Annotated in this window: 24 protein-coding genes and 1 other RNA gene; 10 read left to right on the top strand and 15 right to left on the bottom strand. The window is 30.9% G+C overall.

Translation table 11 applies throughout. The annotated features are described in order from the left end of the window. Positions 1-35 precede the first annotated feature (35 nt). Positions 36-1,385, top strand: coding sequence for a DUF2130 domain-containing protein (locus AJN60_RS02425; RefSeq protein ID WP_070285808.1), 1,350 nt, complete (start codon positions 36-38; stop codon positions 1,383-1,385). 23 nt (positions 1,386-1,408) lie between these two features. Here AJN60_RS02425 and AJN60_RS02420 read toward each other — a convergent pair whose 3' ends face one another. From AJN60_RS02420 to typA, 3 genes are all read right to left on the bottom strand, one after another. Further along, on the bottom strand, positions 1,409-2,452 hold the full coding sequence (locus AJN60_RS02420) for a c-type cytochrome (RefSeq protein WP_070285807.1): 1,044 nt from the start codon (positions 2,450-2,452) through the stop codon (positions 1,409-1,411). Between the two features lie 179 nt (positions 2,453-2,631). Next, entirely contained in the window at positions 2,632-3,279 is a 648-nt protein-coding gene (locus AJN60_RS02415) for a poly(A) polymerase (protein ID WP_070285806.1), read from the bottom strand. Beyond that, positions 3,279-5,087 carry a translational GTPase TypA gene (gene typA / locus AJN60_RS02410; protein ID WP_002799607.1) on the bottom strand — a complete coding sequence of 603 codons (1,809 nt, stop codon included), beginning with the start codon at positions 5,085-5,087 and terminating at the stop codon, positions 3,279-3,281. Before typA ends, AJN60_RS02415 begins: the two co-directional genes overlap by 1 nt. Positions 5,088-5,221: 134 nt before the next feature. Between typA and AJN60_RS02405 the strand changes: the two genes are divergently transcribed. The 4 genes from AJN60_RS02405 to AJN60_RS02390 are packed head-to-tail and all read left to right on the top strand — an operon-like array spanning position 5,222 to position 10,035. Then, positions 5,222-5,545, top strand: coding sequence for a hypothetical protein (locus tag AJN60_RS02405; protein ID WP_002782892.1), 324 nt, complete (start codon positions 5,222-5,224; stop codon positions 5,543-5,545). A gap of 16 nt (positions 5,546-5,561) precedes the next feature. Next, entirely contained in the window at positions 5,562-7,457 is a 1,896-nt protein-coding gene (fliK, locus tag AJN60_RS02400) for a flagellar hook-length control protein FliK (protein WP_079861545.1), read from the top strand. Positions 7,458-7,515: 58 nt separating this feature from the next. Then, complete coding sequence (locus tag AJN60_RS02395) at positions 7,516-8,394, top strand: flagellar basal body rod modification protein (RefSeq protein ID WP_096738025.1); 879 nt, start codon at positions 7,516-7,518, stop codon at positions 8,392-8,394. A 3-nt stretch (positions 8,395-8,397) separates the two neighbouring features. Beyond that, positions 8,398-10,035, top strand: a complete 1,638-nt coding sequence (locus AJN60_RS02390; RefSeq protein WP_070285805.1) for a flagellar hook-basal body complex protein — start codon at positions 8,398-8,400, stop codon at positions 10,033-10,035. 3 nt (positions 10,036-10,038) lie between these two features. Here the strand turns inward: AJN60_RS02390 and AJN60_RS02385 are convergent, their stop codons facing one another. Continuing rightward, on the bottom strand, positions 10,039-11,910 hold the full coding sequence (locus AJN60_RS02385) for a flagellar assembly protein A (RefSeq protein WP_070285804.1): 1,872 nt from the start codon (positions 11,908-11,910) through the stop codon (positions 10,039-10,041). Between the two features lie 2 nt (positions 11,911-11,912). Further along, complete coding sequence (locus tag AJN60_RS02380) at positions 11,913-12,590, bottom strand: hemerythrin family protein (RefSeq protein WP_070285803.1); 678 nt, start codon at positions 12,588-12,590, stop codon at positions 11,913-11,915. 191 nt (positions 12,591-12,781) lie between these two features. Here AJN60_RS02380 and ffs point away from each other — a divergent pair. Both ffs and AJN60_RS02370 read left to right on the top strand, forming a co-directional pair. Next, an RNA gene (gene ffs / locus AJN60_RS02375) (signal recognition particle sRNA small type) lies at positions 12,782-12,879 on the top strand. 190 nt (positions 12,880-13,069) lie between these two features. Next, positions 13,070-14,878 (top strand): DASS family sodium-coupled anion symporter, encoded by a 1,809-nt coding sequence (locus tag AJN60_RS02370; RefSeq protein ID WP_002881186.1) that lies wholly within the window; start codon positions 13,070-13,072, stop codon positions 14,876-14,878. A 27-nt stretch (positions 14,879-14,905) separates the two neighbouring features. Here AJN60_RS02370 and mnmA read toward each other — a convergent pair whose 3' ends face one another. From mnmA to aroQ, 10 genes are all read right to left on the bottom strand, one after another. Further along, positions 14,906-15,922, bottom strand: coding sequence for a tRNA 2-thiouridine(34) synthase MnmA (mnmA, locus tag AJN60_RS02365; RefSeq protein WP_002870919.1), 1,017 nt, complete (start codon positions 15,920-15,922; stop codon positions 14,906-14,908). Next, positions 15,922-16,527 carry a TIGR00730 family Rossman fold protein gene (locus tag AJN60_RS02360; RefSeq protein ID WP_070210675.1) on the bottom strand — a complete coding sequence of 202 codons (606 nt, stop codon included), beginning with the start codon at positions 16,525-16,527 and terminating at the stop codon, positions 15,922-15,924. The genes mnmA and AJN60_RS02360 overlap by 1 nt, the downstream gene beginning before the upstream one ends. 69 nt (positions 16,528-16,596) lie before the next feature. After that, positions 16,597-17,439, bottom strand: coding sequence for a flagellar motor switch protein FliY (gene fliY / locus AJN60_RS02355; protein ID WP_070285802.1), 843 nt, complete (start codon positions 17,437-17,439; stop codon positions 16,597-16,599). Then, complete coding sequence (gene fliM, locus AJN60_RS02350; protein ID WP_002851710.1) at positions 17,436-18,515, bottom strand: flagellar motor switch protein FliM; 1,080 nt, start codon at positions 18,513-18,515, stop codon at positions 17,436-17,438. Before fliM ends, fliY begins: the two co-directional genes overlap by 4 nt. Next, entirely contained in the window at positions 18,515-19,207 is a 693-nt protein-coding gene (locus tag AJN60_RS02345; protein ID WP_070210402.1) for an RNA polymerase sigma factor FliA, read from the bottom strand. Before AJN60_RS02345 ends, fliM begins: the two co-directional genes overlap by 1 nt. Further along, positions 19,188-19,544: a hypothetical protein gene (locus tag AJN60_RS02340; RefSeq protein WP_002854547.1), complete on the bottom strand. Its 357-nt coding sequence runs from the start codon at positions 19,542-19,544 to the stop codon at positions 19,188-19,190. Before AJN60_RS02340 ends, AJN60_RS02345 begins: the two co-directional genes overlap by 20 nt. An 18-nt stretch (positions 19,545-19,562) precedes the next feature. Next, positions 19,563-20,429, bottom strand: a complete 867-nt coding sequence (gene flhG, locus AJN60_RS02335) for a flagella biosynthesis ATPase FlhG (RefSeq protein ID WP_002854691.1) — start codon at positions 20,427-20,429, stop codon at positions 19,563-19,565. Continuing rightward, positions 20,422-21,876: a flagellar biosynthesis protein FlhF gene (flhF, locus tag AJN60_RS02330; RefSeq protein WP_070285801.1), complete on the bottom strand. Its 1,455-nt coding sequence runs from the start codon at positions 21,874-21,876 to the stop codon at positions 20,422-20,424. The genes flhG and flhF overlap by 8 nt, the downstream gene beginning before the upstream one ends. Positions 21,877-21,886: 10 nt before the next feature. Beyond that, positions 21,887-22,360: a 2-amino-4-hydroxy-6-hydroxymethyldihydropteridine diphosphokinase gene (folK, locus tag AJN60_RS02325; protein ID WP_002859755.1), complete on the bottom strand. Its 474-nt coding sequence runs from the start codon at positions 22,358-22,360 to the stop codon at positions 21,887-21,889. 6 nt (positions 22,361-22,366) lie between these two features. Further along, positions 22,367-22,846, bottom strand: a complete 480-nt coding sequence (aroQ, locus tag AJN60_RS02320) for a type II 3-dehydroquinate dehydratase (RefSeq protein WP_002860905.1) — start codon at positions 22,844-22,846, stop codon at positions 22,367-22,369. Positions 22,847-22,936: 90 nt separating this feature from the next. Between aroQ and mqnF the strand changes: the two genes are divergently transcribed. The 3 genes from mqnF to AJN60_RS02305 all read left to right on the top strand — a co-directional run bounded on the left by mqnF (position 22,937) and on the right by AJN60_RS02305 (position 26,160). After that, positions 22,937-24,166 carry an aminofutalosine deaminase family hydrolase gene (mqnF, locus tag AJN60_RS02315; RefSeq protein ID WP_044779858.1) on the top strand — a complete coding sequence of 410 codons (1,230 nt, stop codon included), beginning with the start codon at positions 22,937-22,939 and terminating at the stop codon, positions 24,164-24,166. Then, positions 24,154-25,050 (top strand): signal peptide peptidase SppA, encoded by an 897-nt coding sequence (gene sppA, locus AJN60_RS02310; RefSeq protein WP_044779857.1) that lies wholly within the window; start codon positions 24,154-24,156, stop codon positions 25,048-25,050. The genes mqnF and sppA overlap by 13 nt, the downstream gene beginning before the upstream one ends. Before the next feature lie 78 nt (positions 25,051-25,128). After that, positions 25,129-26,160 (top strand): Cj0069 family protein, encoded by a 1,032-nt coding sequence (locus AJN60_RS02305; protein ID WP_002933934.1) that lies wholly within the window; start codon positions 25,129-25,131, stop codon positions 26,158-26,160. Positions 26,161-26,188: the final 28 nt, after the last annotated feature.

The raw sequence follows: 26,188 nt of genomic DNA, 5'->3' as shown, positions 1-26,188 counted from the left end.
TGTTAAATTTAGGGAAAAATTCTAAGGAAATTTTTATGCTAAATTTAAACCAAAATGAACAAATCAAATGCCCAAGTTGTGGAAGTTTTATCGATATCAGCGCTGCTTTATATACTCAAATTTTAGATAAAGCTAAGCAAGAAATGCTAAAACAAAAAAAAGAATTTGATGATGAGGTAAATGCCAAAAGAGCTGAATATACAAAAGCTTTAAATGATTTAAAAACTCAAAAGATAGAACAAGAAAAACTCATAAGCGAGCAAGTAAGCCAAAAGCTTCTTTTAGAAAAGCAAAAATTTGAACAAGAACTTCTCACTCAAAAGCAAAATTTCCAAAAAGAATTCAGCGAGAAATTCAACAAAGAGCATGAAAATGAAATGAAAATCATGCAAGAAGAACTCGAGAAAAAAAGCAAAGAACTTAGCGAGTTTTTAAGTATAAAGGCTGAAAATGAAAGACTTAAAAGAGAGCAAAAAGAAAATGAAGAAAGATTGAAATTTCAAGCTAAAGAAGAGGCTTTTAAAGAATTTAAAGAACAAGAAAACAAAAATTTGGAATTTGAAAGAGAAAAAATGCGTCTTGAATTTCAAAAAAGCACTCAAGAGCAAGATCTTAAATACAAAGAACTAGAAACGAATTTTAAAAGTGTAGCCCAAAAGTTAGAAGACGCACAACGCAGGATAGAACAAGGCTCACAGCAACTCCAAGGCGAAGCAGCTGAACTACTCATAGAAGAATACATACAAAGTGAGTATTTAAGTGATGAAGTAAAAGAAGTGCCAAAGGGCGTAAATGGAGCTGATTGTCTGCATATAGTAAAGGATAATTTTGGAAATATTTGTGGAAGTATTTTGTATGAGAGCAAACGCACTAAAGAATTTAATAAAGAATGGCTTGATAAGCTTAAGCTAGATAGTATAGCTGCAAAAAGCGATATAGCGGTTTTGATCACAAAAACTATGCCAAAAGATAAAGAAAAAGCGCATTTTAAAGAAGGAATTTTGATTTGTACTTTTAATGAATTCAAAGGTGTTTTAGCGGTGCTTAGAGAAAGCATTATAAACGCTTATAAACTCAAAAATGCTTTACAAAACAAAGATGAAAAAAATCACATTTTATACGAATACTTAAATTCTAAGGAATTTAATACGCAAATCACTTTTATACTCAAAACTTATCAAAATATGAAAGAAGAGTTAGAAGCTGAAAAAAGGGCTTTGCAAAATATATGGAAAAAAAGAGAAAGAGCTATAGAAAATCTAAGTTTTAATTCCACTGCCATAGTGAGTTCTTTAAACGCGATATTTAGCGACTTAAAAGGTGGAAATTTGATAGGCGAAGAAGGGATTAAAAGTCTTGAAAATTTAGCCAAAGATGAGGATTAATTTTGGGCTTAGCCCAAAATTAATCATTCTCCTGGGAAGTGATTTGGATTTTTCCAAGGTCCGTATTTTACTTTTATGTATTCTTTAGGGTCTAAATTTTGTTGTGGTGAGGCAAAATACTCAGGTTTTAATGATGGGGATTTGCTATAAGCTGTATCAAGTCCTGCACGATTTTCTGTAGTGGTTATAGGCATTCTTACAAAACCTGTATTGACATAAGCTGCTATATCTAGCGCATCTTCATCACTTAATATAGGATTATCTGCACTCGCACCAAAAGGCATGGCTGATTTTAAAAATCTTGCTAAAAATGGTATCATAGCCATGTGTCCACCATCAGGATAGATAAGTAAAGATGGATATAAATGTCCGCTACCTTGTTCGTAATTATCATTTTTTACTCCAAGTCCTCTTTCGCCATGACAAGAAACGCAATTTTCTTCAAAGAGTTTTTTTCCACGCACAGGGTCAGCTGGGCGATTTGGAAAATTCATCTTAGCAAAAAAATCTCCTTCAAGCTTTACGCCGTCTTTGATACCATAGGCTTCTTTTAGCCATTTAAAATAAGCTAAAATTGCTTTCATTTCTTTAGAATCATTAGGAAATCTATGAGAGTCAGTTCCACCCATTCCGCGAATTCTATCTTCAATAGAGATGATTTTCATCGTTTCTATATCAAGTCTTGGATAATTGTTTAGGACATTTAAAAATGGAATAACATATTTTTTTGTCCCTGGTAAACCATTGCCGTCATTGTCCATGTGACAGGAAATACAGTTTACTTCGTTGCTTGTCTTTTTTAGCTTGCTATAGGGTCCTAGAGTGCTTTCTGTCTTACTTAAAAGCTTTATACCATAACGGATTAAATCCCCTTGTTTGCCTTTTGGAACATCATTGATGCTTAAATTTTTATTTGGCCATTCTTGCACAGGTCTTTTGGAAAGTTCCTTAAAATACTCTACTCCTTCCTTGTCGCTTAATTCTTCTCCTACTTTGTAGTCACTCACGCTTTTAGCACTAAGACTCAAACTAAGACATAAACCAAGCAATAAAATGTGTTTTTTCATGATTTTCCTCCTTTTTATTTGCAGTTCAAATTGATTTTAGTATATTTTTTCTTAAATATTAAGCATAATTAAGAATAATTTAAATAAAATTAAATTTTTAAAGTGTTACTAAAAGTAATATATTTTTAAAGTATATAATTAATATTTATTAAAATTTTATGATATTAACTTTATGTTAGTTATTTAAATAGTTTATTTTTTATAGAGTTTAGATTTTCTTCTAGATTTTTGAAATTGTTTTCTAAATCTTTTTTTATATCTATAAAGAAAGGATTGCTTAAAGTAGCGATAAGATAATGATTTTCTTTAGAAAAGATATGATTTAAAGTGAAGTTTTTATCTTTAAGTTTGATATAAATTTGTTCTTCATTTTTAAAGCTAGGATTTTTGTTTGCACTTAAAATTTTGAGTAAAATTCCGCAAAAAAAGCGTTTGTTTTCGTCCAAAAACTGAATATCGTAAATTTTAAAATCCTTAAATTCAAAGCAGTTTTGACTTTTAAATTCTTTCAAATCCTTTGTAAGTTCTAGTTTTAAAAAGTCTTTTTGGCTTAAACTTTGCTTTTTAAATTTCGCCCCAAAACGACGCAAAAATAAATTTAAAGCGTCAATTTGTAATTCTTTTTGTGCGAGTTTTAGTTTTTTGGCTGTAAAACGAAAGAAAAAAATACCTACAAAAACAGCTAAAATTACTGCAATTAAGGCATCTCTTATAAAAACAAAGGCTAAAAAGCCTACAAGCAAGGCTTCGATAATGCTTAGGAATTTTAAGATCCCTAAGCGTTTAAGTATATAAAGTCTATTATTTTCTAAGCTTTTTAAATCCATTAAGATTTTGCTTTTTCCATTCTTTTTCTTTGAGTTGGATCAAGATAGCGTTTGCGAACACGCACATTTACAGGCGTAACTTCTACAAGTTCATCTTCTTCTATCCACTCTAAAGCTCTTTCAAGGCTTAATTTTCTAGGTGGTACAAGCTTGATTGCATCATCGCTTCCGCTTGCTCTTACATTGGTAAGATTCTTTCCTTTGATAGGATTAACATCTAAATCATTTGGACGAGAGTGCTCACCTATAATCATACCGGTATAAACTTTAGTTTGAGGCTCTATGAAAAGCACTCCACGCTCTTGAAGGTTAAATAAAGAATACCCTAAAGCTACGCCATTTTCCATAGAAATTAACGCTCCATTGTTACGCTTTTCAACCGCACCACTAAAAGGACGGAATTCTAAAAAACTATGATTCATCACGCCTTCGCCTTTAGTATCGGTTAAAAACTGGCTTCTAAAACCTATAAGTCCGCGTGCTGGAATTTCAAACTCAAGTCTTGTTTGTCCATCGCCTGTTGGTGCCATAGTTTTCATTTCAGCTTTTCTTTTGCCAAGTTTTTCTATTACCGCACCACTAAATTCCTCAGGTACATCGATAACTAAATGTTCAAAAGGTTCTGTTTTAACCCCATCTTCAACCTTTACGATAACTTCAGGTCTTCCCATGCAAAACTCAAAACCTTCACGACGCATATTTTCAGCTAAAATAGTGATTTGAAGTTCACCCCTACCGCTTACTTTAAATTTACCTTCGCCTGTGCTTTCGTATTTCATAGCAATATTAGTTTTCATTTCAGCTTCTAAACGTTCAGCAATTTTATTTGAAGTTACATGTTTTCCTTCAGTTCCTGCTAGTGGGCCATCATTTACAGAAAATACTATACTTAAAGTTGGTTCTTCAATGTGTAAAGGATCAAGTGGCATAGGATTGTTTGGATCTACAACGCTATCACCCACATCTAAAGCTTCAAAACCTGCTATAGCTACGATATCTCCACTTCCTGCTTCTTCAATATCCATTTTTTCTAAACCCATAAAGCCAATGAGTTTTGAAATTCTACCATTTACCTTGGTGCCATCAGCTTTTGCAAGCATTACGCTTTGGTTTTTCTTTACAACCCCATTGAAAATTCTAGCAATGCCTATTTTACCTACGAAATTATCATACCCTAAAGTGAAAACTTGAAGTTGTAAAGGATTGTCATTTGTGCCACTTGGTGCTGGAACGCGTTCAAGTATGGTTTTAAAAAGTGGCTCCATATTATCACTTTCATCGTTTAGATCAAGCTTAGCATAACCATTTTTTGCTGCAGCATAAACTATAGCAAAGTCAAGTTGCTCATCGTTTGCATCTAGGGCTACAAAAAGATCAAAAATTTCATTGATCACTCTTTCAGGATCAGCAGCTGGTTTGTCGATTTTGTTGATTACAACTATAGGTTTAAGCCCTAAAGATAAAGCTTTTTTAACCACGAATTTAGTTTGTGGCATAACACCTTCTTGAGCATCTACTAAAAGCAAAACTCCATCAATCATTTTTAAAACGCGTTCTACTTCTCCGCCAAAATCAGCATGCCCTGGAGTATCTATGATGTTGATTTTTGTGCCTTTGTAATTGATCGCTGTGTTTTTTGAAAGTATGGTAATACCGCGTTCTTTTTCTATATCGTTGCTATCCATAACGCGTTCTGAAATTTGTTCTCTTTCGCTAAAGGTGCCTGATTGTTTTAACAATTCATCTACCATAGTGGTTTTACCATGGTCAACGTGAGCTATAACTGCTATATTTCTAATGTTTTCCAAATTTTCTTCTCCAAAGCTAAATTTTTAAAAGCTTAGATTATACAAAAATTTAACTTAAACTACAAAGTATCAAAACTTGGAACACTTCTTGCTTCAAAAACTTATGAAATTAAAATTTTAAAAAGGAAGTTAAAATGTCAAAACCATTAAATGAAGAGATTTTTGTTGAATTTAAAAGCGATTTAGCTGAGAGAAAAAATGAAGTTTTGCTTCAAGTTTTAGAACTTTTAGAAACTTTTAGATCAGATGAAAACGAAAAAATGGCAAGAATTTCAAGCGAGCTTACAGAAATTTTAGAAAATGAAGAAAATTTAGAGAAAATTTTAAATGCTAAAAATTTAGAAGAGCTTTTAAATATCTTAACTGCTTTAAATGAAGATAAGATGATTAAAGTATATGAAGATTCTTATTTGAAAGAAAAATTTCCTAATGTAATGGTAGATAAATTTTTAAAATAATTTTTTTGAAGGAAAAGTGATGTCAAATTTAGCTCCGCAAAATGATGTTTTAAATCTTACGCCGAGTAAAACTTCTACTACTAGCAGTTCTTTTAGCAAAACCAGTAAAAATAAGGAACATGAAAGTAGCGATAGCAAAAATTCAACTAAAGATGATACGGAGAGTTTTTTAAATTCTTTGCTTAATTCTATCGATGAAACCAATGAATTTTTACCTGATCATATGAAGATCAGTCAAAAAGAAGTTGTTAATGAAGCGATGAACAGACTTCAAAAAGGAGCTTTTGATGAGAGTGATAAGATAAGCATTTTCGAATCTGCTTCTTTTATGCAAATTCTTTCTTTGTTGGATAAGCTAAAAACAGATACAGCAGATGTTAAACTGGCAAATCTTTCTACTCAACTTTCGAGTCTTATCAAAACAGAGGCCAATTTTAATGCTTTAAAAGGCGCATCAAATCTTAGTGAGCTTTTGGACATAGCTAAAGATCTGGGCTTAAATGTAAAAAATATTAAAGTAGATCGTCTTCTTGATCTTAAAGCAACTTTTCCAAATTTAGATAAGGCTGATTTTTTTAAAGGTGCTGTGGATAATGTTTTTAAAGAAATCATCAATAATAAAATTTCCAATATGAGTAAAAATTTAAATCACAATTTACAAAATACAACTCATACTACAAGCACTCATTCTACGCAAAAAACAAATTCTAAAGATAGCGGTTCTTTGCTTTCTCAAACTTTAAAAAATTTAGATTCCATGCTTTCATCCAAAGAAAGCAAACACGAAAAAAATGATAAAGTTAAATCAAAAATAGAAGAAGATACTACAGATGCTAAAAATACTTTAAAAAATATCAAAAATGATGAGTTTGCAAAAAATTTAACAGAAGAGTTAAATATAAAAGATAAAAAAAACCAAGATAATTTAAATAAAGATAACAATCTTAAAGATTTGATTAAAGATAGTACAAAACAAGATAAAAATTTAAACAAAGAGTTAAAAGACAATGCAAGCACTCAGGAGCTTACAAATCTTAAAGATTTAAATAAAGAAAACAAAGATTTTAATAAAGAGTTAAATAAAAATCAAGAAAAAAACAATTTAAATCAAGAGAATATACAAGATCAGAATAAAAATTTAAAGAACAATAATCAAAATTTAAATCTTGATAAAAATTCAAATAAAGAAATTGTCAAAGATACTCAGAATTTAGTTTCAAATTTAACACAAAAAGATTTTAGTTTAAATAAAGAGCCTAAAAACAACAACAAAGAAAATAAAGATATAAAACAGAATTTCTTTGATCAAAAATTAAATTTTGAAAATTTAAATAAAACTCAAGTAGTTCAAAACAAAGAGAATAATGCTAATTTTAACAACAATACCAATAAAGAAACTTTTACTCAAGAGCAAACAAAAACGCACAGTGAAAATGTAGATAAAAATAATTTAGATGACTTAAATTCTTTAGTCAAAGATTTAAGTAAAGTAACACAAAACAATGCTCGCAATATCACGCCTAAAGAGACTTTGCAGTATTTTTCACAAGATTTAAAAGAGGCTGTAGATCAATATAAAGCGCCTATCACTAAACTTAGTATCACTCTAAATCCTAATAATCTTGGAGAAGTGGAAGTAACTTTGATACAAAGAGGTAATAACCTTCATATCAATTTCAACTCCAATACCAATGCAATGAATTTGTTTATCCAAAATCAAGTCGAGTTTAAAAATTCTCTTGTAAATATGGGATTTACTGGACTTGAAATGAATTTTAGTGATCAAGGTAAAAGAGAGCAAAATCAAAATCAAGGAAAAAATCGTAGTGGATATGGTTTTAAAGATGCTTTAGATGGAAAAAATGAAAGTGAAAAAGTCAATCTAGAGCTTGTTTTAGCGAAGTATTTCTAAGTTGGAACACTTATTGCTTTTAATTAAAAAAGACTGAATGTAAAAAAAGGATTTTATCATGGCGACAACAAATTGGAATAGCAATCTTAACTGGACAAATACTGCTAATACTAACCAAACAAGCAACAAGGATACGAAAGTGGATAATTCATCTAGTAGCAATAGCTCTGGTGTGGTTAGTAATCCAAATGCTACTTTAGACAAAGATGCGTTTTTAAAACTTCTTTTGATAGAGCTTCAACATCAAGATCCAACAGATCCTATGGATAGTGATAAAATGCTTACACAAACCTCACAGCTTAGTGCACTTGAAATGCAACAAAATACCAATACAACTATGCAAAAAATGGTTGAAACTATGGAAAAACTTTCCAATTCTTTTAGCACGAGCATGAGTACTGCAGCAGTGGGAGCTATAGGAAAAATGGCTACGGTAAATGAAAACAAAGTCAAATTAACAGGCGCAGATGAGGTTATTGCACTAAAAATGTATTTGCCTGAAGATTCGGATGATAAAGGAATCACCTTAGAGGTTTATGATAAAAATAATAAGTTGGTATTTAGTGAAAAAAGTAATGAGGGAAAAGAAGTATCAAAAGGTTTATTTACATTAGAGTGGCCTGGTAGAAATAATGATGGTGTTTATGCTGGGGATGGAGAGTATAGTGTTAAAGTGGTTTATAATAATAAAAACGGGGAAAAGATCACTGCAAATTATGGAACTTATCCTATAGAGGGTATTAAATTTGTTGATGGGGTTGCTTATGCAAAAATGGGTGGTCAATATGTAAGTTTTGATGATATTGGTGAAATTAGTGATTATAAACTTGGTTCATCTTCAACTTCCGTTGGAGATAGTTCAGGTGGAGACTCAAGTGATGGAGATTCTTCTAATTCTGGATCTACAGAAGAAGGCGACAAAGAGGAAAAGGCATAAGCCATGATGAATTCATTTTATAATGGAATTTCTGGAGTTAAAACAAATAGTTTTGGTATTGATATTTATGCAAATAATATAGCTAATGTTAATACTACAGGTTTTAAGTATTCTGATGCTCAATTTAAAGATATTTTTTATAGCACCATAACTACTCAATCAACTAATCCTGCTCAAGGTGGATATGGCTCAGGATCAGCTTCTTCTAATGTGGTTTTTGAACAAGGTTCTCTTGTAGCAAGCGATAGCGAATTTGATGTGGCTTTACAAGGAAAAGGATTTTTTGGGGTTTTGGGAGCGGATGGTAATGCTTACTATACTAGAAATGGATCGTTTAAAAGAGATGCAAATGGATATTTGGTAGATTCTTATGGAAATTTTGTTTTAGGAACAATGAACCCTGCTTTTACCGGTATCAACTATAGCGATAGGGTTGCGGGGCTTATGGGGGATTATCTTAACACAGGAGCTCCGGTAAATAATGGTTTTACCGTAAATTCAAATAATTCTTTCGGTATAGGCACAACCGCTTCTCAAGGGGCTATTAAAGTACCTGTGAATATGTATTTACCTCCTCAAGTAACTCACAATGTAAAATGGAGTGGAAGTTTAAATACTAACACAACAACAGAAGTGGTCAAAGTAGATCTTGATCCTGGTAAATTTAATATTACAAAAACCGAAGATGGAAAATATGTAGTTAGCGGTAGTGTTAGCAAAGAAGATGTGTTTAGTGCTAAAGTGGGTGATAGGATCATTTTAAATTTCACTGACGATAATGGCGTAAAAAAAAGCTTTGAAGCAACTTTAGATGAAAATCTTAATTTTAAAAGCAATGAGCTTGATTTAAAGGGTTTGGATGAAAATAGTATTAAGCTTGATACAGCTCAAATTTCAACAGAACAACAAAAAGCCAATAAAGATATTTTAGAATCCCCTATTTATAATGCAGATGGAAGTAAAAGTACTTTAAGGGTTACGCTTGAAAGGGTTTTGCCGCAAGAAGGCGATAATATACAATATAAAGCCATTGCCCAAATTTATGATTCTAATGGCAATGCCGTAAGCAATCCAACTGAAGGAAATATGGTTTTTGATAAAAATGGTGCTTTGCTTCAAAACAATATTACAAGCATTGCAAACCCAAATGGCGGAACAATTAATATTGATTTAGGCTCTCCTTATGATGCTAATAAACCTGGTTCGGGTTATAGTGGGATTTATATTAAAGAAGGCGTTGAAAAAAATGTAGTTACACAGCAAGATGGTGTAGCCGAAGGATTTTTTAAACAATATGATATATCTGATGATGGAAGTATTGTAGCGCAATTTAGCAATGGTAAAAATGCTATAGTTGGAAAGCTTGCTTTATATAATTTTATCAATGAGCAAGGATTGGCTGCTATGGGTGATAATATCTTTGCTGCAACAGCTAATAGTGGTGATGCAAGTTTTATTATGAAAGATGGTCAAATTGTTAATACAGCCAAATTTAAAGGCGGATTCTTAGAACAATCAAATGTTGATTTAAGCATAGAGCTTTCAAATCTTATAGTAACTCAAAAAGCCTTTGATGCAAGCTCAAAAAGCATTACCACAAGCGATCAAATGATACAAAAAGCTATTAATATGAAAAGATAATTTTTAGGAATTATCTTTTTCTAGTTTTTCAAAAATAATTTTAATTTCTTCTATATCGCTTTCACTATAATCATGACTTGATTTAATATAGCTTGCTTGTTGTCCTTTTTCAAGATATAAAACCTTTTCATAATCTTTTAAATTTATATGATGTTTTAGTTCAAGGTCGGTATTTGTTTTAGGGTAAAATTTTAAAAAATTATCCTCTCCGATATTTTCAGATTTTATGTATATTTTTACATTATAAACCATTTCATCTAAAAAATTTAGCTTTGCGTCAATATGATATTTTAATTTTATAAGTTTTTTATACGATATGCTAAGATGATTGTATTTTTTTATGATATCATGATAAAGATTTGAAAATTTCATGTCTATAGTATTAAGTTTTTCAGCTTTTTGAATTTTGATAATCTTGATTTGATTTTTGATTAGATAATCATAGTAATTTTGCATTTGACTTATGATATTATCAAGTTTACTCTTTGTTTTAAGTCTTAAATTTGTAAGATTTTCAGTTTCTGAGTTTGATTTATTGTTAATAAAATCTAGTGGAGAAATTACAATATTATTTTTAAATTTTATATCATTTGTTATGATTAGATTTTTTTTAGGATATAAGATATTATCTGCTAATAAATTGCAAATATAGATATTTTCTGCTTCTATTTTTCCACCCATGCAATTTTCAACAAATACATTTTTGGCTATAACTATCCCGTTTTCTAAATTTTTTATATACACAGTATCAGCTTGCAAAGTTCCTTTGTGTGTTGTAATAAAAATATCTTGTGCAAAAATTTCGCTTTTTGCGTGAGTTAGGCCTTTGATGCTAATATTTTTTCCGTAAAGTTTTGTCGCCCCAATGCTTCCATTTACTTTTATATCTGAAGCTTGAACATTTACAATGCCTGATTTAACAGCATCATCGCTTATATCAAAATAAGTGATTTCTAAGTTTATATTTTCATCGATATTTGTTTTGATTGAACCGGTTGTTTTAAGCCCTACTTGTGATAATTTTAAATCATTTGTAACGCTATATCCTGAACAACCTTTATTTAAAAACCCATAATTTGCACTAAAGTATTTAATCCTATCTTCTAATTCTTCTGTGTAAATACTTTCATCTTTTATGATAAAAGGATTATCAAAAAAAGCTATTGGATTTAAATGAAGGATTTCTCCTCTTAAATTTCTACCTTCTTTGCCAAGAATTCTATAAATGTATTCAAAAAGCAGTTCATCTTTTTGAACAGGTTTACAGTAGCCTCCTTCGTCATAGTTAGTATTTTCATCAAAACATGTTTCTTCAATATCTCGATGATAGATAACTTCATCGCTTTTGTGTTCAATCTTATCTACACCTTTGGCAATTTCAAGCTCTATTTCTTTAATAGATGGATTTTTTTGTATCGATAAGATAAAATCATCAATCTTGTCAAATAAATTTTTATTAAGTCTTAAGATTAAAAATTTTTGTTTGATCATTACTTTATAAATATTTTGTAAAATATCAAATTTTAAATTTGGATAGTATTTAAAATTATCCAAAAAATTAATATTGGCCTTAAGATAAGTTAAACTAGGATTAGATTTAAGCTTAACTACGAAACAGTTTTTTTGTGTTTTTGGATAAATTTCTATAAGAAATTTTTGCACTATGGTATCGTAGTTTTTTACAAAAAAATCATCTGCATAAAACAAGTCAAAATCTTTTCTTTCATAAGTTTTTGTTTTTGTTGGTTTTATATTAGAACACAGAAGTTTGAAATCTATAATTCTAAAATCAAGAATTTGATCTGTACTGGCTTGTTCATATTTTAAACTTTCAAAAGGATTGAAAGTTTCTAAAGTTTTTATTTTATAGCCCATCGTTACACTCCCATATTTTCGAGGATGTGATTTAATATTTCATAATTTTGATTTAAATCAATATGATCTAAATGCACTAAAATTTGCCCACATTTTTCACATTTTAAAGTATTTTCTTTGTTAACAAGTTCTTCGTGTATGGTTTGTGGAACTGCATGAGTACGTAAATAACAGTTGCAAATATAATCATAGGTTTTTTCAGTCTTTAAATCTTGCCTAATTGATTTTAATTTTATGTATTGCTCTAGATTATAATGAATCTCCTGAAGATGTAGAGCTTTTTGTGTGAAATTAGATATCCATAAATCTTCGATAGCAAAATGATCTAAAATCCAATCTTTGGTTAATGTTGAAAGTTCTTGCGACATTTTAACAATATCACTTGAATGTTCTAAAAGTTCTTTAGTCTTTTTTAATAATATTTGATGAGATTTTCTATGTTCTTCAATCAAAGGAAAATCAATGCTTTCCATAAATTTTTCTTCATCTTTGAAATGAATTTTTACATATTGGAATAACTTTGTAAGAATTTGTTTTAAATCATTTTTGTGTTGCACATCATTATCTTGAATTTTTAAAGCTAAATCGTTTGCAATTTCAGCAATCTCAAAAATTAGTTCGTGTTGTTTGTCTAATTGTATGTTTTTAATGCTAAAATCTTTATTCCATTTGACTTTCATGATTTTTCCTTAAAAATTTATATAATTATCTACTATATAATCGTATTTCCTTGAAAAAGGAATAATTTTGCAAATTAAATTTAAAAATTTATACAAAATATAATAAATTTGTTACATATGTATACATTTTTATATTTAATTTTTATAACTCAACGCTTTTTAAGTATGTTATGATATAATCTTTTTGCCTTTTCTTAGACCTGTGCAATGCTATTTTTAGGCACAGCTTCAGGGTGGGAACACAGCAGAGCACTTGATTTTAGTGTGTGCCGCAGTTATCTGGGGAAGGGTTTTCTTCATTTAAAATTCCCTATTTATTTTTCAATTAGACTAGCTTCTTTATAACGTAAAAAATTATGTATGTTTGTAACAATAAATTAAAAATTTATTTAAAAATTGTAATTTTAAGATTTATTAAAATATTAGTTAATTAAAATTTAAGCATTGTAAATTACATTACCAATATCAAAGGATAAATAATGAACAGAAGTAAAATTCCCTTGTTGGTGCTGTGTATTTTAATTGCAGCTGTGTTTTGGCTTATGCCTACTCCTGTAGGTTTGGAAGATAATTCTTGGCATTTTCTTGGGCTTTTTATTGCTGTGATTATGGCAGTGATTTTGCAAGTAATGCCTTTGGGGGCTGTTTGTATGATAGCTATTGCCATAATAGCTCTTAGTGGCATTACCACTACCCAAAGTTCTGTGCGTGCTACACATATAAAAACTCTTGAGGGAATTGTTTTAAGAGATAATTCTAATATCTATAAAACAACTATGGATGAGGCAGTTGAAGCCTCTATTTTGCAGGCTTTAATCAATGCTAATATAAGTAGAAATTTAAAAGCAAAAGTTGATGAAATTTTAAAATCAAGCACAGATGTAAATTACCAGATTGAAAATCTAAGTAAAATTTACACCAAGGCTACTTCAAAAACTTCTACGCAACAACTTATTGATGAGACTAAAATTTCAGCTTTAAATACTTTAGCACTTGATTTTTTATCTCAAAAGAGTATAGATGAAAAAGTAAATACTGCTATATCAAATTTAAAATCTAAAACAGGTATAAAAGATGCTTTAAGTGGTTTTTCAAATTCTCTTATTTGGCTTATAGTGATTTCTATTATTGTGGCTCGTGGAGTTATTAAAACAGGACTTGGAGAGCGTTTAGCTTATCATTTTATCAGTATTTTTGGTAAAAAAACCTTAGGTATTGCTTATTCTATAGCTTTTTGTGAAACCATTTTAGCTCCAGTTACTCCTTCAAATACTGCAAGAGCAGGGGCTATCATAAATCCTATAGTTCAAGCTATTGCAAGAAGTTTTAAATCCACTCCTGAAGATGGAACGCAAAATAAAATAGGTACTTATCTTTCTTTGGTAAATTATCAAGCCAACCCTATTTCATCAGCTATGTTTATTACAGCTACAGCTCCAAATCCTTTGGTGGTTGATCTTATAGCACAAGCTACAAATTTAGAAGTGCATTTAACTTGGGGGCAATGGGCTTTAGGGATGTTTTTACCTGGTATAGCTGCTATGCTTTTGATGCCTTTGGTGCTTTATTTTCTCTCTCCGCCAGAAATTAAATCCACGCCTAATGCTTCCACTTTTGCTAAAGACAAATTAAAAGAGCTTGGAAAAATGAAAAATAGTGAAAAAATCATGCTCAGTGTTTTTGTCTTGCTTTTGCTTTTATGGGCTGGGACTTTTGGTTTGCTTTTTGGAATTTCTCTTGATGCGACTAGCGTGGCTTTGCTTGGGTTGTCTTTGGTGTTGATTAGTGGAGTTTTAACTTTTGGGGAAGTTTTGGCTGAAAAAGCTGCTTGGAATACTTTAGTATGGTTTTCAGCTCTTGTAATGATGGCAACTTTGCTTGGCAAACTTGGTGTTACTCAGTTTTTAGCTGAAGCTTTAGGTGAATTTGCTTCTGCTATGGGACTTGGGGAAATTTCTATTATGATATTTTTAAGCCTTGCTTTTTTATATACGCACTATTTCTTTGCTTCTACTACAGCTCATATATCAGCAATGTTTTTTGTTTTTTATAGCGCAGGGCTTGCCTTAGGAACACCACCACTTCTTTATGCTTTTATTATGATAGCTTCAGGTAATGTTATGATGGCATTAACTCACTATGCAACAGGAACAGCTCCTGTTATTTTTGGAACAGGCTATGTAACTCTTAAAAAATGGTGGAGTATAGGTTTTGTGATTTCCATAGTTGATATAGTAGTGATGATAGCTGTTGGACTTATTTGGTGGAAAATTTTAGGATTTTATTAATAATTTCTAGGAATTAATTCCTAGAAATTATTCTATAAAACCGCTTGCTATGACTTTATCATGATCATAAAAGACTGCCATTTGTCCGCTAGCAAGTCCATAAACAGGATCTTTTAGAGTGATTTTTGCGCTTTTATCTTCATAAATTTCTACCTTACAAGGTGTAGATTTTGAACGATAGCGGATTTTTACTTCGCAATCAAGCTCTTTAGTGTCTATAAAAAGATTGATATTTTTTAGCTTAAATTCACTGATTTTAAGTTCTTCTTTGGTTCCTACGATGATTTGATTTTGCTTAGGATTGATTTTTAAAACAAAATGTGGCTCATGTGCCCCACGCACTTCAAAGCCTCTTCTTTTGCCTATGGTATAGTGCATATAGCCCTCATGTTTGCCTACCACTTTTCCGCTACTATCTAATACTTCTCCAGGAATTTTTGTATCCATAAACTGATCTAAAACTTGCACATAAGTATCTTCAACAAAGCAAATTTCAGAACTTTCCTTTTGAGTGGCAAAAGATTTTAAAACCTCTATAGTGGAAGCAAATTTTTTCACATCTTCTTTTTTCATTTCACCTAGCGGAAAAATAAGATATTTTAAAGCTTCTTTATCTGCACTAGCCAAAAAATAGCTTTGATCCTTGCTTTCATCTACTGCGGTTTTTATTAAGTTGTTTTCAAGTCTTGCATAATGCCCTGTGGCAAGTTTTTCACAACCTAAACTTTTAGCAAATTCTAAAAGTTTTCCAAGTTTGATAAAACGGTTGCATAAAGCACAAGGATTTGGTGTTTTACCCTCTTTATAAGTATCCACAAAAGGCATATAAACTTTGTTTTTAAAATCTTCTTGTAAGTCTAAAATATGATAAGGAATTTGCAAAAAGTTTGCAACTTTTTCTACTTTTTTGATATTTTCTTCGTGGTAATTTGGTTTGCCATGAAGCTTCATATAACAACCTATAACTTCATGACCTAAATTTTTAAGTTTATAAGCAGTGACTGTACTATCAACTCCACCGCTCATAGCGACTAGAATTTTCATTAAATTTCCTTTAAAGTATTAATTATAAAATTCAAGTCGTCAGTGATTTTATACTTTAACTCATCTCCTTTAGAAATCACTTCAAGTTTGAGCAAAGAATTTCTGACGAACTCATCAAAACCTCGCCAAAATTCACTCCCAAACAAAATAATAGGAACATCTTTTTTAAATTCTAGTTGTTTTAATGTAAGAATTTCACACAATTCATCAAGTGTTCCAAAGCCGCCCGGGAAGATTACAAAAGCTAGACTCTTTTCAATAAGAGCCATTTTGCGTATGGCTAAGCTCTCAAAAGTAATATTATATTCTACAAAATCATTAAGTTTTTGCTCGTGAGGTAAAAATATATTAAACCCTACAGAACTCATTGAATTTGTATTATTTTTTTGTGAAAAAGCACCTTCGTTGGCTGCACGCATAATGCCTCCTCCTCCACCGCTTATTACACAAAAACCATTTTGAGCACATTTTTGTGCCAAAATTTTAGCCTGCTGATAATAAAAATTATCTTCTTTAAGTCTTGCTGAACCAAAAAAAGTAACAGCCTTTTCTAGTTCGGGTATATTTTCAAATTTTTCAACATCTTTTATGATTTTTGTATCCATCAAATACCTTTTTTTAGCAAAACTATAAAAAATGATTATAGCTAATTTTTTTAAATTTATAGAGTAATTTTATCTTAATTGCTCTAATCTTTCTTTTTTAGTGCCAATTTCTGTAATTTGCACTCCAAAATTTCCATCGACAATTACTACTTCACCATAAGCAATTCTTTTATCTCCGATTAAAATTTCAAGCGGATCATTTGCAAGTTGATTAAGCTCTACAACTGAACCTATATCCATAGTTAGAACATCTTTTAAAAGCATTTTTTTATTGCCTATACGCACACGCACAGGTAAGCGTACATCCATGATAAGATTGATATTTTTAAGTTCTTCGCTAAGCATGATTGTTTTTTCTTCAGTATTGTGATTAGAATCAGTGCTTACATTTCCTGTTTCAGCAGGTTTCCCGCTTAGGATGTTATGGAGTGTTTGATCCATGGCTAAAGAAACTTGTTCTTCTAAATCGCCTATTTTTACATCATATAAAAATAATTTTTTAAAATCTTTAAAATCTACGCTTTCAGGCACAAATTCACAAGATTCTATACTAAAATCCATTTTTGGAATGTCTTTTTGAGCTCCTAAGGTTGTAGAAAATGCTGAAATAATGTTTTGGATGGCTTCTTTGGCTGCATCCATTTCATCAGGACCTAGTTTATCGTTTTTGGTGATCTCTTCTTCACCCATCATCCACTCACCAATAGCGCTCATTAAAACAGCACCAGCTAAAATTCCTATTTTTCCACCATTTGCTATATCAAATATAGCATACACTAAAGGTGCTTTTAAAGTATCGCTTGCATTGACATCAAATTCTTTATATTCGCTAAATTCAGCACTTTTTCCTGTTAAACCTTCAATGGTGCTGATGCATTCATTTGTAAACATTTTTAAAAAATCATTGATCATATTTCTTCATCCTCCTCTTCAGGCTCATCATAAACACTAGCTTTAGCTTTACGTTCTTCTTCGTATTTTTCTAAAATTTCTTTGATTTCATCTTTATCTGTGCGTATGAGTTCTAAAATTTTAATAGATTTTCTAAAACGATGCAATCCAATTTGTGCTAAGAAAACATCTTTTTTATCGATGCTTACTATGGCTTTATCATCTGCTTCTCTATCAAGTCTTAAGATATCGCCTTGTTTAAGTTCTAAAAATTCATGAACATTAATTAAGGTTTTTCCTAAAATTGCCTCATATACTACTTCAGCACGACCGATTAAAGTTTTAAGTTCTTTGTTACGTGATTTTTTAGCTGAGGTTTCACCCATCATAATATCGCGGTTTGCCAAACGGCTTAATATACTTTCTAAATGCACTACAGGATAGCAGATATTTACCATACCGCTTGAATTTCCTATGATGATTTCCATTACTACCATGATAACAATCTCATTTTGAGATACGATTTGCACAACATTTGGACTTGATTCTTTAGCTTCTATACTAGGATAAATTTCAGTTACCGTAGCCCAGCTTTCTTTAAGTCTTTGCATAATGATACGCAAAATAGAATCAAGCAAATTAAGCTCAATATCCGTAAGCTCACGCGAAGCTTCATAGCTATCGCCTTGACCACCTAAAAGCCTGTCTATCATAGGAAAAGCTATGCTTGGATTGATTTCTAAAACACAGTTTCCATCTAAAGGTTTGATAGAAAAAACGTTAAAACTTGTTGGGCTTGGCAAAGACATTAAAAACTCTCCATAAGTCATCTGATCGACTGAATGAAGTTTAGTTTCAACAATACTTCTCATCATCGATGAAATTTGAGAGGCTAAATTTCTTGCCAATTTATCATGTATGCCTTTAATCGTCCTAAGTTGTTCTTTTGAAACTCTGTTTGGACGCTTAAAATCGTATACAACGATATTTCTTTCATCTTTTTCATCTTTTGAATTTGAGGCTATGGGTGTGTCGGTGTTATCATCGACAACTTCAAGTAGGGCATCAATTTCTTCTTGGGAAAGTATCTCAGCCATTACACTAGCCTTTCTCTAAGTTTTTTAAGGAGTTTTTTGTGAATTTGTGAAATTCTGCTTTCACTGATTTGTAAAATTTCACTGATTTCTTTTAGGCTTAATTCTTCATAATAATAAAGCTGAATGATTAACTGATCGCGCTCTTTAAGATCATCTAGCACTTCGTGAATTTTTTCTAAAAGTTCTTCTTTTTCAATTTTTTCTAAAGTATTGTCTTCGTTGTAAAGTTCGATTTGTTCATCGATGGGCAGGGTATAGCTAATAGCATGAGCTGTTCTTACTTCTTTGATTTTTTCTACATCTAAATCAAGTTTTTTGGCTAGATATTCATCATCAGGTTCGCATTCATGCTCAAGGAAATATTCATCCATGATTACATCAATATCTTTAATAATTTTGCGATTATTGCGACTCATTACATCAAGACTTCTAAGATAATCAAGCATAGAGCCATTAACTCTTTTTCTTGCAAAACCCCAGAAGTTATCATTTTGTTCTTTATCGTAACGGCGTGAAAGCTTTATCATTTCTTCAACGCCTATGCTAATAAGATCATTAACATCTATGCTTGAAGGCAAGCGTTCTTTTAGTCTAAAAGCCATAGCACGCAGAGCTGGCATGTAAGAAAGCACAAGCTCATCTTGCTCTTTCTTTAGCATTTGTGCATAAGCTTTAGGCGGCTCTTTTAGCATTTCTTCGTCTTTCTTTGGATTCATTTTTCTTTAGCTCTTCTCTTTCTTCATTGAGCTTTTCTAAAATTATATCCATTTTCTTTTCACGAATAACTAAATCATTGATAATATTATTGCTAGTTTTTTCATAATCGTGTTTATTAAAGATTCTGCCACTAATTTTCTTTACATCTATAAAATTCATAATAGCAATATGAACAAAAACATAAAACATAAAAGTAATAAAACAAGTAAAAATCAGTATATCAAAGGCTTCATCTATACTAATAATGCTAAATGCAAGTCCTATAAAAAATCCACAAACAGTGAAAAATGCTACGTAATTTTCTGGCCTCATAATCTCTTCTCTTTATTGCTAAAATCTTTCAATAATTTTTCTAAAAAAACTTGAAAAACTACGATTTGAAACATTATCAAGCACTTTCCGTTCCAATCTATATAAAAGCTTGGAAGCTAGGGCTTTAAGCTCATCACTTGAGGCTGTGTTTTCATCGCTAAATAAAGTTCTTTTTTTAATACTACCACTTACATCTTTAGAAGCGCTTAAATGACCTAAGAATTCTAAATTTAAAGGATTTTTAATGTTTGCATCTGCAACTTTTTTAATATTTTCAAAAACTTTTAAAGCTTCATTTTCATTTTTTACAACATTAAAGAGCATTAGTAAATTTTCTTTTGTCTTAGAAGTTGTTTTTATGGTTGCATACGCATCAGTGATTGCTGCAGGATCAGGAACAGTTACTACTATAACTTCATCAGCCATTTCTAAAAAATTTAAAATATTTCCACCAATACCTGCACCTGTGTCGATAATAAGAAAATCAAGCTCGTCTAAAATACTTGCTTGATTTAAAAATCTCTCGTAAATATTTTTATCATTATATTTTAAAATCTCATCTCCACTTTCGCCTGGGATGAGCCATAAATTTGGCTTAACTTCTATTAAAATATCTTCCAAGGAACATTCTCCGCGTAAAACATGCAAGAGATTTTTTTGTATGCGCACATTTAAAATGACATCCAAATTTGCCAAGCCAATATCAGCATCAAAAAGCCCAACTTTATAGCCATTATTTGCTAAAACATTGGCTAGATTTGCGCTAATAGTACTTTTTCCAACACCACCTTTTCCACTTGTAATAGCTATAAAATGAGTATTTTGGGATTTTTTGGTTCCATTTTGACTCATGAGATTGCGAAGTTTATTTGCTTGGTTATTCATTATTTTTTCCTTTATTAAACCCTTCTAAAATACAATGAACTAGAAAATCACTATTGGCTACTTCTAAATCATCTGGCACTTCTTGTCCTGTAGAGAAAAAGCTTAGAGGAATATTTGTTTCATAAATAAGAGAGAAGATATTTCCAAAAACCTTTGTTTCATCAAATTTAGTAATAATCAAAGTATCAATATTTAAGAATGAAAAATTTTTATAAATTTCCATTAAATCTTCATGTTTGGTGTTTGCAGAAACCACTAAATTTACATCAATTTCTGCATTTGAGTGCATTAAAAATTCTTTAGTTTTAGCAAGTTTACTTTGATCGTATTGTGAATTTCCTATAGTATCAACCAAAATTACTTCGCAATTATTTAAGCTTTTTATCGCTTCATCTAAATCCTTTGGTTCTATGCTATCAATAATAGGAAGTTTCATCATTTTTGCATACTGAAAAAGTTGCTCAACCGCACCGATTCTATAAGTATCAAGCGTAATAATACCTGTTTTATAACGCTTATCTCCATAAGCATAGCGAAAAGCTAACTTAGCTAAGGTTGTTGTTTTTCCGACTCCTGTTGGGCCTACTAGCATCATGATTTTTTGTTTTTTTATATCGCTTTCAACACGACAAGGCAAGATATTTCTTAAAAGTGAGTGAAAATATCTTTGAACCGCATCTTTGTTGGTTTTCATAGCAGCTGGCATATTTTCTATAGTTGCTTTCATAATCGCTTCTAGATGATTTTCAAGCATTCCACTTTCTTTAGCTTGTTTGTAAATACTTGCAAATTCAGGAGGTATCATAAGATTTTTTCTAGCTTCGGCTTTATCGTCCCACATCATATCTGCAAGAAGATCTATTTTATCGTTAAGCTTGTTGATTTGTTTTTCAAATTGCTTTTCAAAATTTTCTATTTTTTTATTATAATTTGGATTAGGGGTGTAATTTTCTAAAGGTGTGTTTGTGACTTTAGAAATTTCATTACTAACTTCACTTAGCTTTTCTTTAAAATCATCAAAGTCTAGAGTCTTATTTTGATGAGGGTTGATTTTGTTTTGTGGAAAATCTTGATAGGTTTTTTTAGTTAAGTCATTGTTTTTTACAGTGTTTAAATTTCTATTTAAGCGAGTATTTGAGAAATCCAAGACTACATCTTCATCTTCTTGAGGGATTTGAGATCTAATTTTTTCTTCTGCAAGAGAGGTAGAAGATGGTTTTGGCGAGCTTTTTTTTGCAGGTAAAGATTTCCCTTGTTTTTTTAAGTGTTCTTCATAGTCGCTTTCTTCTATGGCTACCATAACCTCATAAAGTGCATTGCGATTTAAGGTTTTAGGACGAATTTGTTTATTTGTTATAATTAAAGCTTTATCTCCGTAATCTTCTTTTACTTTGGGTATAATTTGTTCTGTATCTTCAACAGTAAAAGTATGTATAAGTTGTCCCATATTATATTCCTTATATCATGCCTAAAGGCAAAATTACACTCACTCTTTCTTTAACCCCTTTATGAGGCACCTCACACCACTTATCACGCTTGACTTTTTGTGAAAAGTATAAAAGATCTAAATCAAGCGTTCTAGGAGCGTTTTTGAAAGTTCTCTTGCGTTTAAATTTTACTTCATAATAAAGTAAAACTTTCAAAAGTGCTCGTGCATGCAAATTAGTTTGTATCAACATAACAGCATTGGTAAAATCTTTTTGCTCTTTAAAACCAAAGGCTTCATTTATCAACATAGGAGATGTGGATAAAATTTTAAATCTTTTATCATCCATCATTACTCGAAAAAGCATATCAAATCTTTTTTTTTCGGGCTCTATATTGCTTCCTAAGCCTATAAGGGCTAAATATTTAAAAGATCGTATATTTTGACTAAAAAAAGGAAAAAAACGACTTTTTTCAAAGTGTTTTACTCCTTGAATTTTTAGCATTATTATTTATTTATTTGTTTGTTGTGCTTGTTGCATTGCGTGCAAATTTTTTATTTGTTCGCAAATTTGAATTACACCCATTAAAGCCAAGTGATAGCCAAAAGGACCAAAACCAACAATAGTTCCAGAGCATACAGGCGCTATAAGACTTTTTTGGCGAAATTCTTCTCTGCGATAAACATTGCTAATATGCACTTCAATTGTAGGCAAAGCTACCGCTGCAATAGCATCTCGAATAGCTATTGAAGTATGAGTATAGCCTGCTGCATTGATAATAATTCCATCAACTGTTCCAAGGCATTCTTGAATTTTGTCTACGATTTCACCTTCAAAATTACTTTGGAAAAAGTCAAGTTCTACATTGCTTTGAGTGGCAGCTATTTTCATTTGCTCATGAATTTGCTCCATTTTCATAGCACCATAAATTCCCACTTCTCTTACGCCAAGCATATTAACATTTGGGCCTTGGATAATCATTATTTTCATGGATTTAACCTTAAAAATTTATTTTTAACCTTATATTATAACATTTTAAAAATAAATTTTTGCTACAATGTAATTTTTGAAAGGAAAATCGTGTTTATAGCTGCTGCAAGATATCTTTTTTTATGTGATGAAGATTTTACGATACTAGAAAATCAAGCCTTTGTTTTTGAAGATAAAATTTTAGAATTAGGTAAATTGGATAATTTAAGAAAAAAATATCCTAAGGCTAAAATCATCAAAACACCTAAAAATTCGGTTATTTTACCTACTTTTATAAATCCTCACACACACTTAGAATTTAGTGCAAATTCAACAACTTTGCATTTTGGAGAATTTTTAACTTGGCTTAAAAGTGTTATAAATTCTCGTTCCATGTTAAATGCGCAGGCCAAAGAAGAATTAATACTTCAAAGCATTAAAAAAATGCAAAAAAGCGGCATAGGCACCATAGGTGAAATTTCAAGTTTTGGGAGTGATTTAGATCCTTGTTTAAAGGCTAGTCAAAAGGGTATACGTGTAGTATTTTTTAATGAAATTCTAGGCACAAATGAAAATCAAGTTGAAGATAAAAAACAAGAATTTTTAAAAAGATTTGAAAATTCTTCGAAATTTAAAAATGATTTTTTTATCCCAGCAATTTCGATTCATTCTCCTTATTCAACTCATCCTAGTTTGGCTCATTTTGCTCTTGATTTAGCTAAAAAGCAAAATTTACTAGTTAGTACGCATTTTTTAGAAAGTAAGGCTGAAAATATCTGGCTTAGAGAGTCTAAAGGGAGGTTTAAAAAATGGCTTGAAAATTTCACACTTCATCCTAAGCCTCTTTATACACCAAAGGATTTTGCTAAACTCTTTAAAGGAGTAAGGACTCTTTTTACGCATTGTGTTTATCTAAAAGAATATGAATGGTTAGATAAAAATTTACATTCTATTACACATTGTGCATTTTCAAATCGTCTTTTAAGTCAAAAAAGCTTAGATTTAAAAACGGCTTTAAAAAGTGGATTAAATATCCATTTAGGAACCGATGGACTTAGCTCAAATATTTCATTGTCCTTACTTGATGAAATGCGCGCGAATTTGCTTATACATAAGAATTTTGATTTATTAGAGTTAGCATCTAAGCTTTTGCAAATGGTAACACTTTATCCTGCAAGGGCTTTAAATTTAAATTTAGGAGAGCTTAAAAAAGGTAAAATTGCTGATTTTAGCGTATTTGAGCTAGGAGAATGTGATAAAAAGCAAGCTCCTTTGCAGTTTATTTTAAATGCTAAGGAAGTGGATAAATTATTTATAAAAGGAAAAGAATGCAAATTTTAAAATCATTTTTTAAGGCTTTAGGGTGTGGAATAAAATTTATCAATACTTATTTTAAAACCTTTGTTTTATTGTTGATTGTTATATGGATTTTAATGCCTAGTGCAAATTCAAGCTCCAATCTTGCAAATTTAGAACGCATTGATTTAAAGGGTGAAATTTTTGATAGCTCTGCGGTTTTAGAAAAAATTATCAATACTAAAAATGATAGCAATATCAAAGGAGTGCTTTTTGTTATAGACTCTCCTGGTGGAGCTTTTGCTCCTAGTATGGAACTAGCTCTAGCTATAAAGGATTTAAAAATTAAAAAGCCCGTGCTTGTCTATGCAAGCGGAACTATGGCAAGTGGAAGTTATTTAGCAGGAGTTGGAGCCAATAAAATTTTAGCCAATCCGGCAAGTTTTATAGGCTCTATCGGTGTGATTATGCAAGGAGCTGATTTAAGTGGATTGGCTAATAAACTCGGTATTAAAGAACAAACTATTCAAGCAGGTGAATTTAAAAGTGCTGGAACTTTTGCAAGAGCTTGGAATGAGAATGAAAGAAATTTTTTACAGGGTTTAATTGATCAAAGTTATGATCTTTTTACAGGTTTTGTTGCTAAGGAAAGAGCATTAGATCTTAACAAAAAAGACCAATGGGCAAATGCAAGAGTGTTTTTAGCTGCCAAGGCTAAGGAGCTTGGTCTTATAGATGAACTTAGTAATTATGAAAATGCTAAAAAGGAGCTTGAAAAACTTGCTAATGTTTCAAATCCCGTTTGGAAAGAAGAAAATAAGATTGATAAATTTCTTAACCGCCTAGAAGGACAAGTATCAAGCTTGATAAGTAAAAGCTTAATCGAAATCGCTTATAAGACTAATAGCAGTTTTATAAACGCTAGATAAAATATATAAATATTTTTATTTAATTTTTGTAATATTTTTATGCAATAATTATTTATATTTTAGATAAGGAGTAAAATAATGAAAAAAAATATTGTTTTTTTTGAAGTTAAAGGTGGGAGTGATAAAGGTGAAGATGGTTATAGAAAAGATACTATACCTATGGTAAATGCCTTAAAAGCTAAGGGTTGGAATGCTGAGGTGATTTTTTTTGAAGTGAGTAAAAAAGATGAAATTTACAAATATGTGAAAGAAAATTTTGATGGTTATGTTTCTCGCATCAATCCTGGTAATCTTAAAGAAGAAAATGAGTATTTTGATATGTTAAGAAAACTTTGTGCTGATAAGCTTGTAGGTATGCCTCATCCTGATGCTATGATAGGTTATGGTGCTAAAGATGCACTTACAAAATTAGCAGATACTGATCTTGTTCCAAGCGATACTTATGCTTACTATGATATTAAGACTTTTAAAGAAAATTTTCCAAAAAGTTTGGCTAAAGGTGAAAGGGTTTTAAAGCAAAATCGTGGCTCTACAGGAGAGGGAATTTGGCGTGTGAGTGTAGAGGGTAGCGTTAGTGGAGATAGTTTGCCTTTAAACACAAAAATCAAGTGTACGGAAGCTAAGGATAATCATGTAGAACATAGAGAGCTTGGGGAATTTATGGATTTTTGTGAGCAATATATCATAGGTGATAATGGTATGCTTGTGGATATGACTTTTTTACCGCGCATTAAAGAAGGTGAAATCAGACTTTTAATGCTTTATAACACTCCTGTAAATGTAGTACATAAAAAACCAGCCGAAGATGCCGATGCTTTTTCTGCTACGCTTTTTAGTGGGGCAAAATATCGTTATGATAAGCCAGAAGATTGGAAAACTTTGGTGGATATGTTTTTAGGCGAGCTTCCTAAGGTAAGGGAAAGATTAGGCAATTACGACTTACCATTGATTTGGACGGCTGATTTTATTTTAGATACTGATGAAAAGGGCAATGATAAATATGTTTTAGGCGAGATTAATTGTTCTTGTGTAGGCTTTACTTCTCATTTAGAGCTTGCTGATGAAGTGGCTTCAAATATTATTAATATTGTAAGTAAAACTAAGGCTTAGTCTTTAAGTTTAATGTCCATCTTATTAT

This window comes from Campylobacter sp. BCW_4323, from assembly GCF_001763115.1.
GTDB classification, from domain to species: Bacteria; Campylobacterota; Campylobacteria; order Campylobacterales; family Campylobacteraceae; genus Campylobacter_D; species Campylobacter_D jejuni.
The sequence above is the reverse complement of the archived record's forward strand: the minus strand, read 5'-3'. Positions and strand labels throughout refer to the sequence as shown.

Excerpts from the sequence above, each read along its gene's own strand:
- AJN60_RS02425 (WP_070285808.1), top strand. The coding sequence starts at position 36 with ATGCTAAATTTAAACCAAAATGAACAAATCAAATGCCCAAGTTGTGGA.
- AJN60_RS02420 (WP_070285807.1), bottom strand. The coding sequence starts at position 2,452 with ATGAAAAAACACATTTTATTGCTTGGTTTATGTCTTAGTTTGAGTCTT.
- AJN60_RS02415 (WP_070285806.1), bottom strand. The coding sequence starts at position 3,279 with ATGGATTTAAAAAGCTTAGAAAATAATAGACTTTATATACTTAAACGC.
- AJN60_RS02405 (WP_002782892.1), top strand. The coding sequence starts at position 5,222 with ATGTCAAAACCATTAAATGAAGAGATTTTTGTTGAATTTAAAAGCGAT.
- AJN60_RS02395 (WP_096738025.1), top strand. The coding sequence starts at position 7,516 with ATGGCGACAACAAATTGGAATAGCAATCTTAACTGGACAAATACTGCT.
- AJN60_RS02390 (WP_070285805.1), top strand. The coding sequence starts at position 8,398 with ATGATGAATTCATTTTATAATGGAATTTCTGGAGTTAAAACAAATAGT.
- AJN60_RS02385 (WP_070285804.1), bottom strand. The coding sequence starts at position 11,910 with ATGGGCTATAAAATAAAAACTTTAGAAACTTTCAATCCTTTTGAAAGT.
- AJN60_RS02380 (WP_070285803.1), bottom strand. The coding sequence starts at position 12,590 with ATGAAAGTCAAATGGAATAAAGATTTTAGCATTAAAAACATACAATTA.
- AJN60_RS02370 (WP_002881186.1), top strand. The coding sequence starts at position 13,070 with ATGAACAGAAGTAAAATTCCCTTGTTGGTGCTGTGTATTTTAATTGCA.
- mnmA (WP_002870919.1), bottom strand. The coding sequence starts at position 15,922 with ATGAAAATTCTAGTCGCTATGAGCGGTGGAGTTGATAGTACAGTCACT.
- AJN60_RS02360 (WP_070210675.1), bottom strand. The coding sequence starts at position 16,527 with ATGGATACAAAAATCATAAAAGATGTTGAAAAATTTGAAAATATACCC.
- fliY (WP_070285802.1), bottom strand. The coding sequence starts at position 17,439 with ATGATCAATGATTTTTTAAAAATGTTTACAAATGAATGCATCAGCACC.
- fliM (WP_002851710.1), bottom strand. The coding sequence starts at position 18,515 with ATGGCTGAGATACTTTCCCAAGAAGAAATTGATGCCCTACTTGAAGTT.
- AJN60_RS02345 (WP_070210402.1), bottom strand. The coding sequence starts at position 19,207 with ATGCTAAAAGAGCCGCCTAAAGCTTATGCACAAATGCTAAAGAAAGAG.
- AJN60_RS02340 (WP_002854547.1), bottom strand. The coding sequence starts at position 19,544 with ATGAGGCCAGAAAATTACGTAGCATTTTTCACTGTTTGTGGATTTTTT.
- flhG (WP_002854691.1), bottom strand. The coding sequence starts at position 20,429 with ATGAATAACCAAGCAAATAAACTTCGCAATCTCATGAGTCAAAATGGA.
- flhF (WP_070285801.1), bottom strand. The coding sequence starts at position 21,876 with ATGGGACAACTTATACATACTTTTACTGTTGAAGATACAGAACAAATT.
- folK (WP_002859755.1), bottom strand. The coding sequence starts at position 22,360 with ATGCTAAAAATTCAAGGAGTAAAACACTTTGAAAAAAGTCGTTTTTTT.
- aroQ (WP_002860905.1), bottom strand. The coding sequence starts at position 22,846 with ATGAAAATAATGATTATCCAAGGCCCAAATGTTAATATGCTTGGCGTA.
- sppA (WP_044779857.1), top strand. The coding sequence starts at position 24,154 with ATGCAAATTTTAAAATCATTTTTTAAGGCTTTAGGGTGTGGAATAAAA.
- AJN60_RS02305 (WP_002933934.1), top strand. The coding sequence starts at position 25,129 with ATGAAAAAAAATATTGTTTTTTTTGAAGTTAAAGGTGGGAGTGATAAA.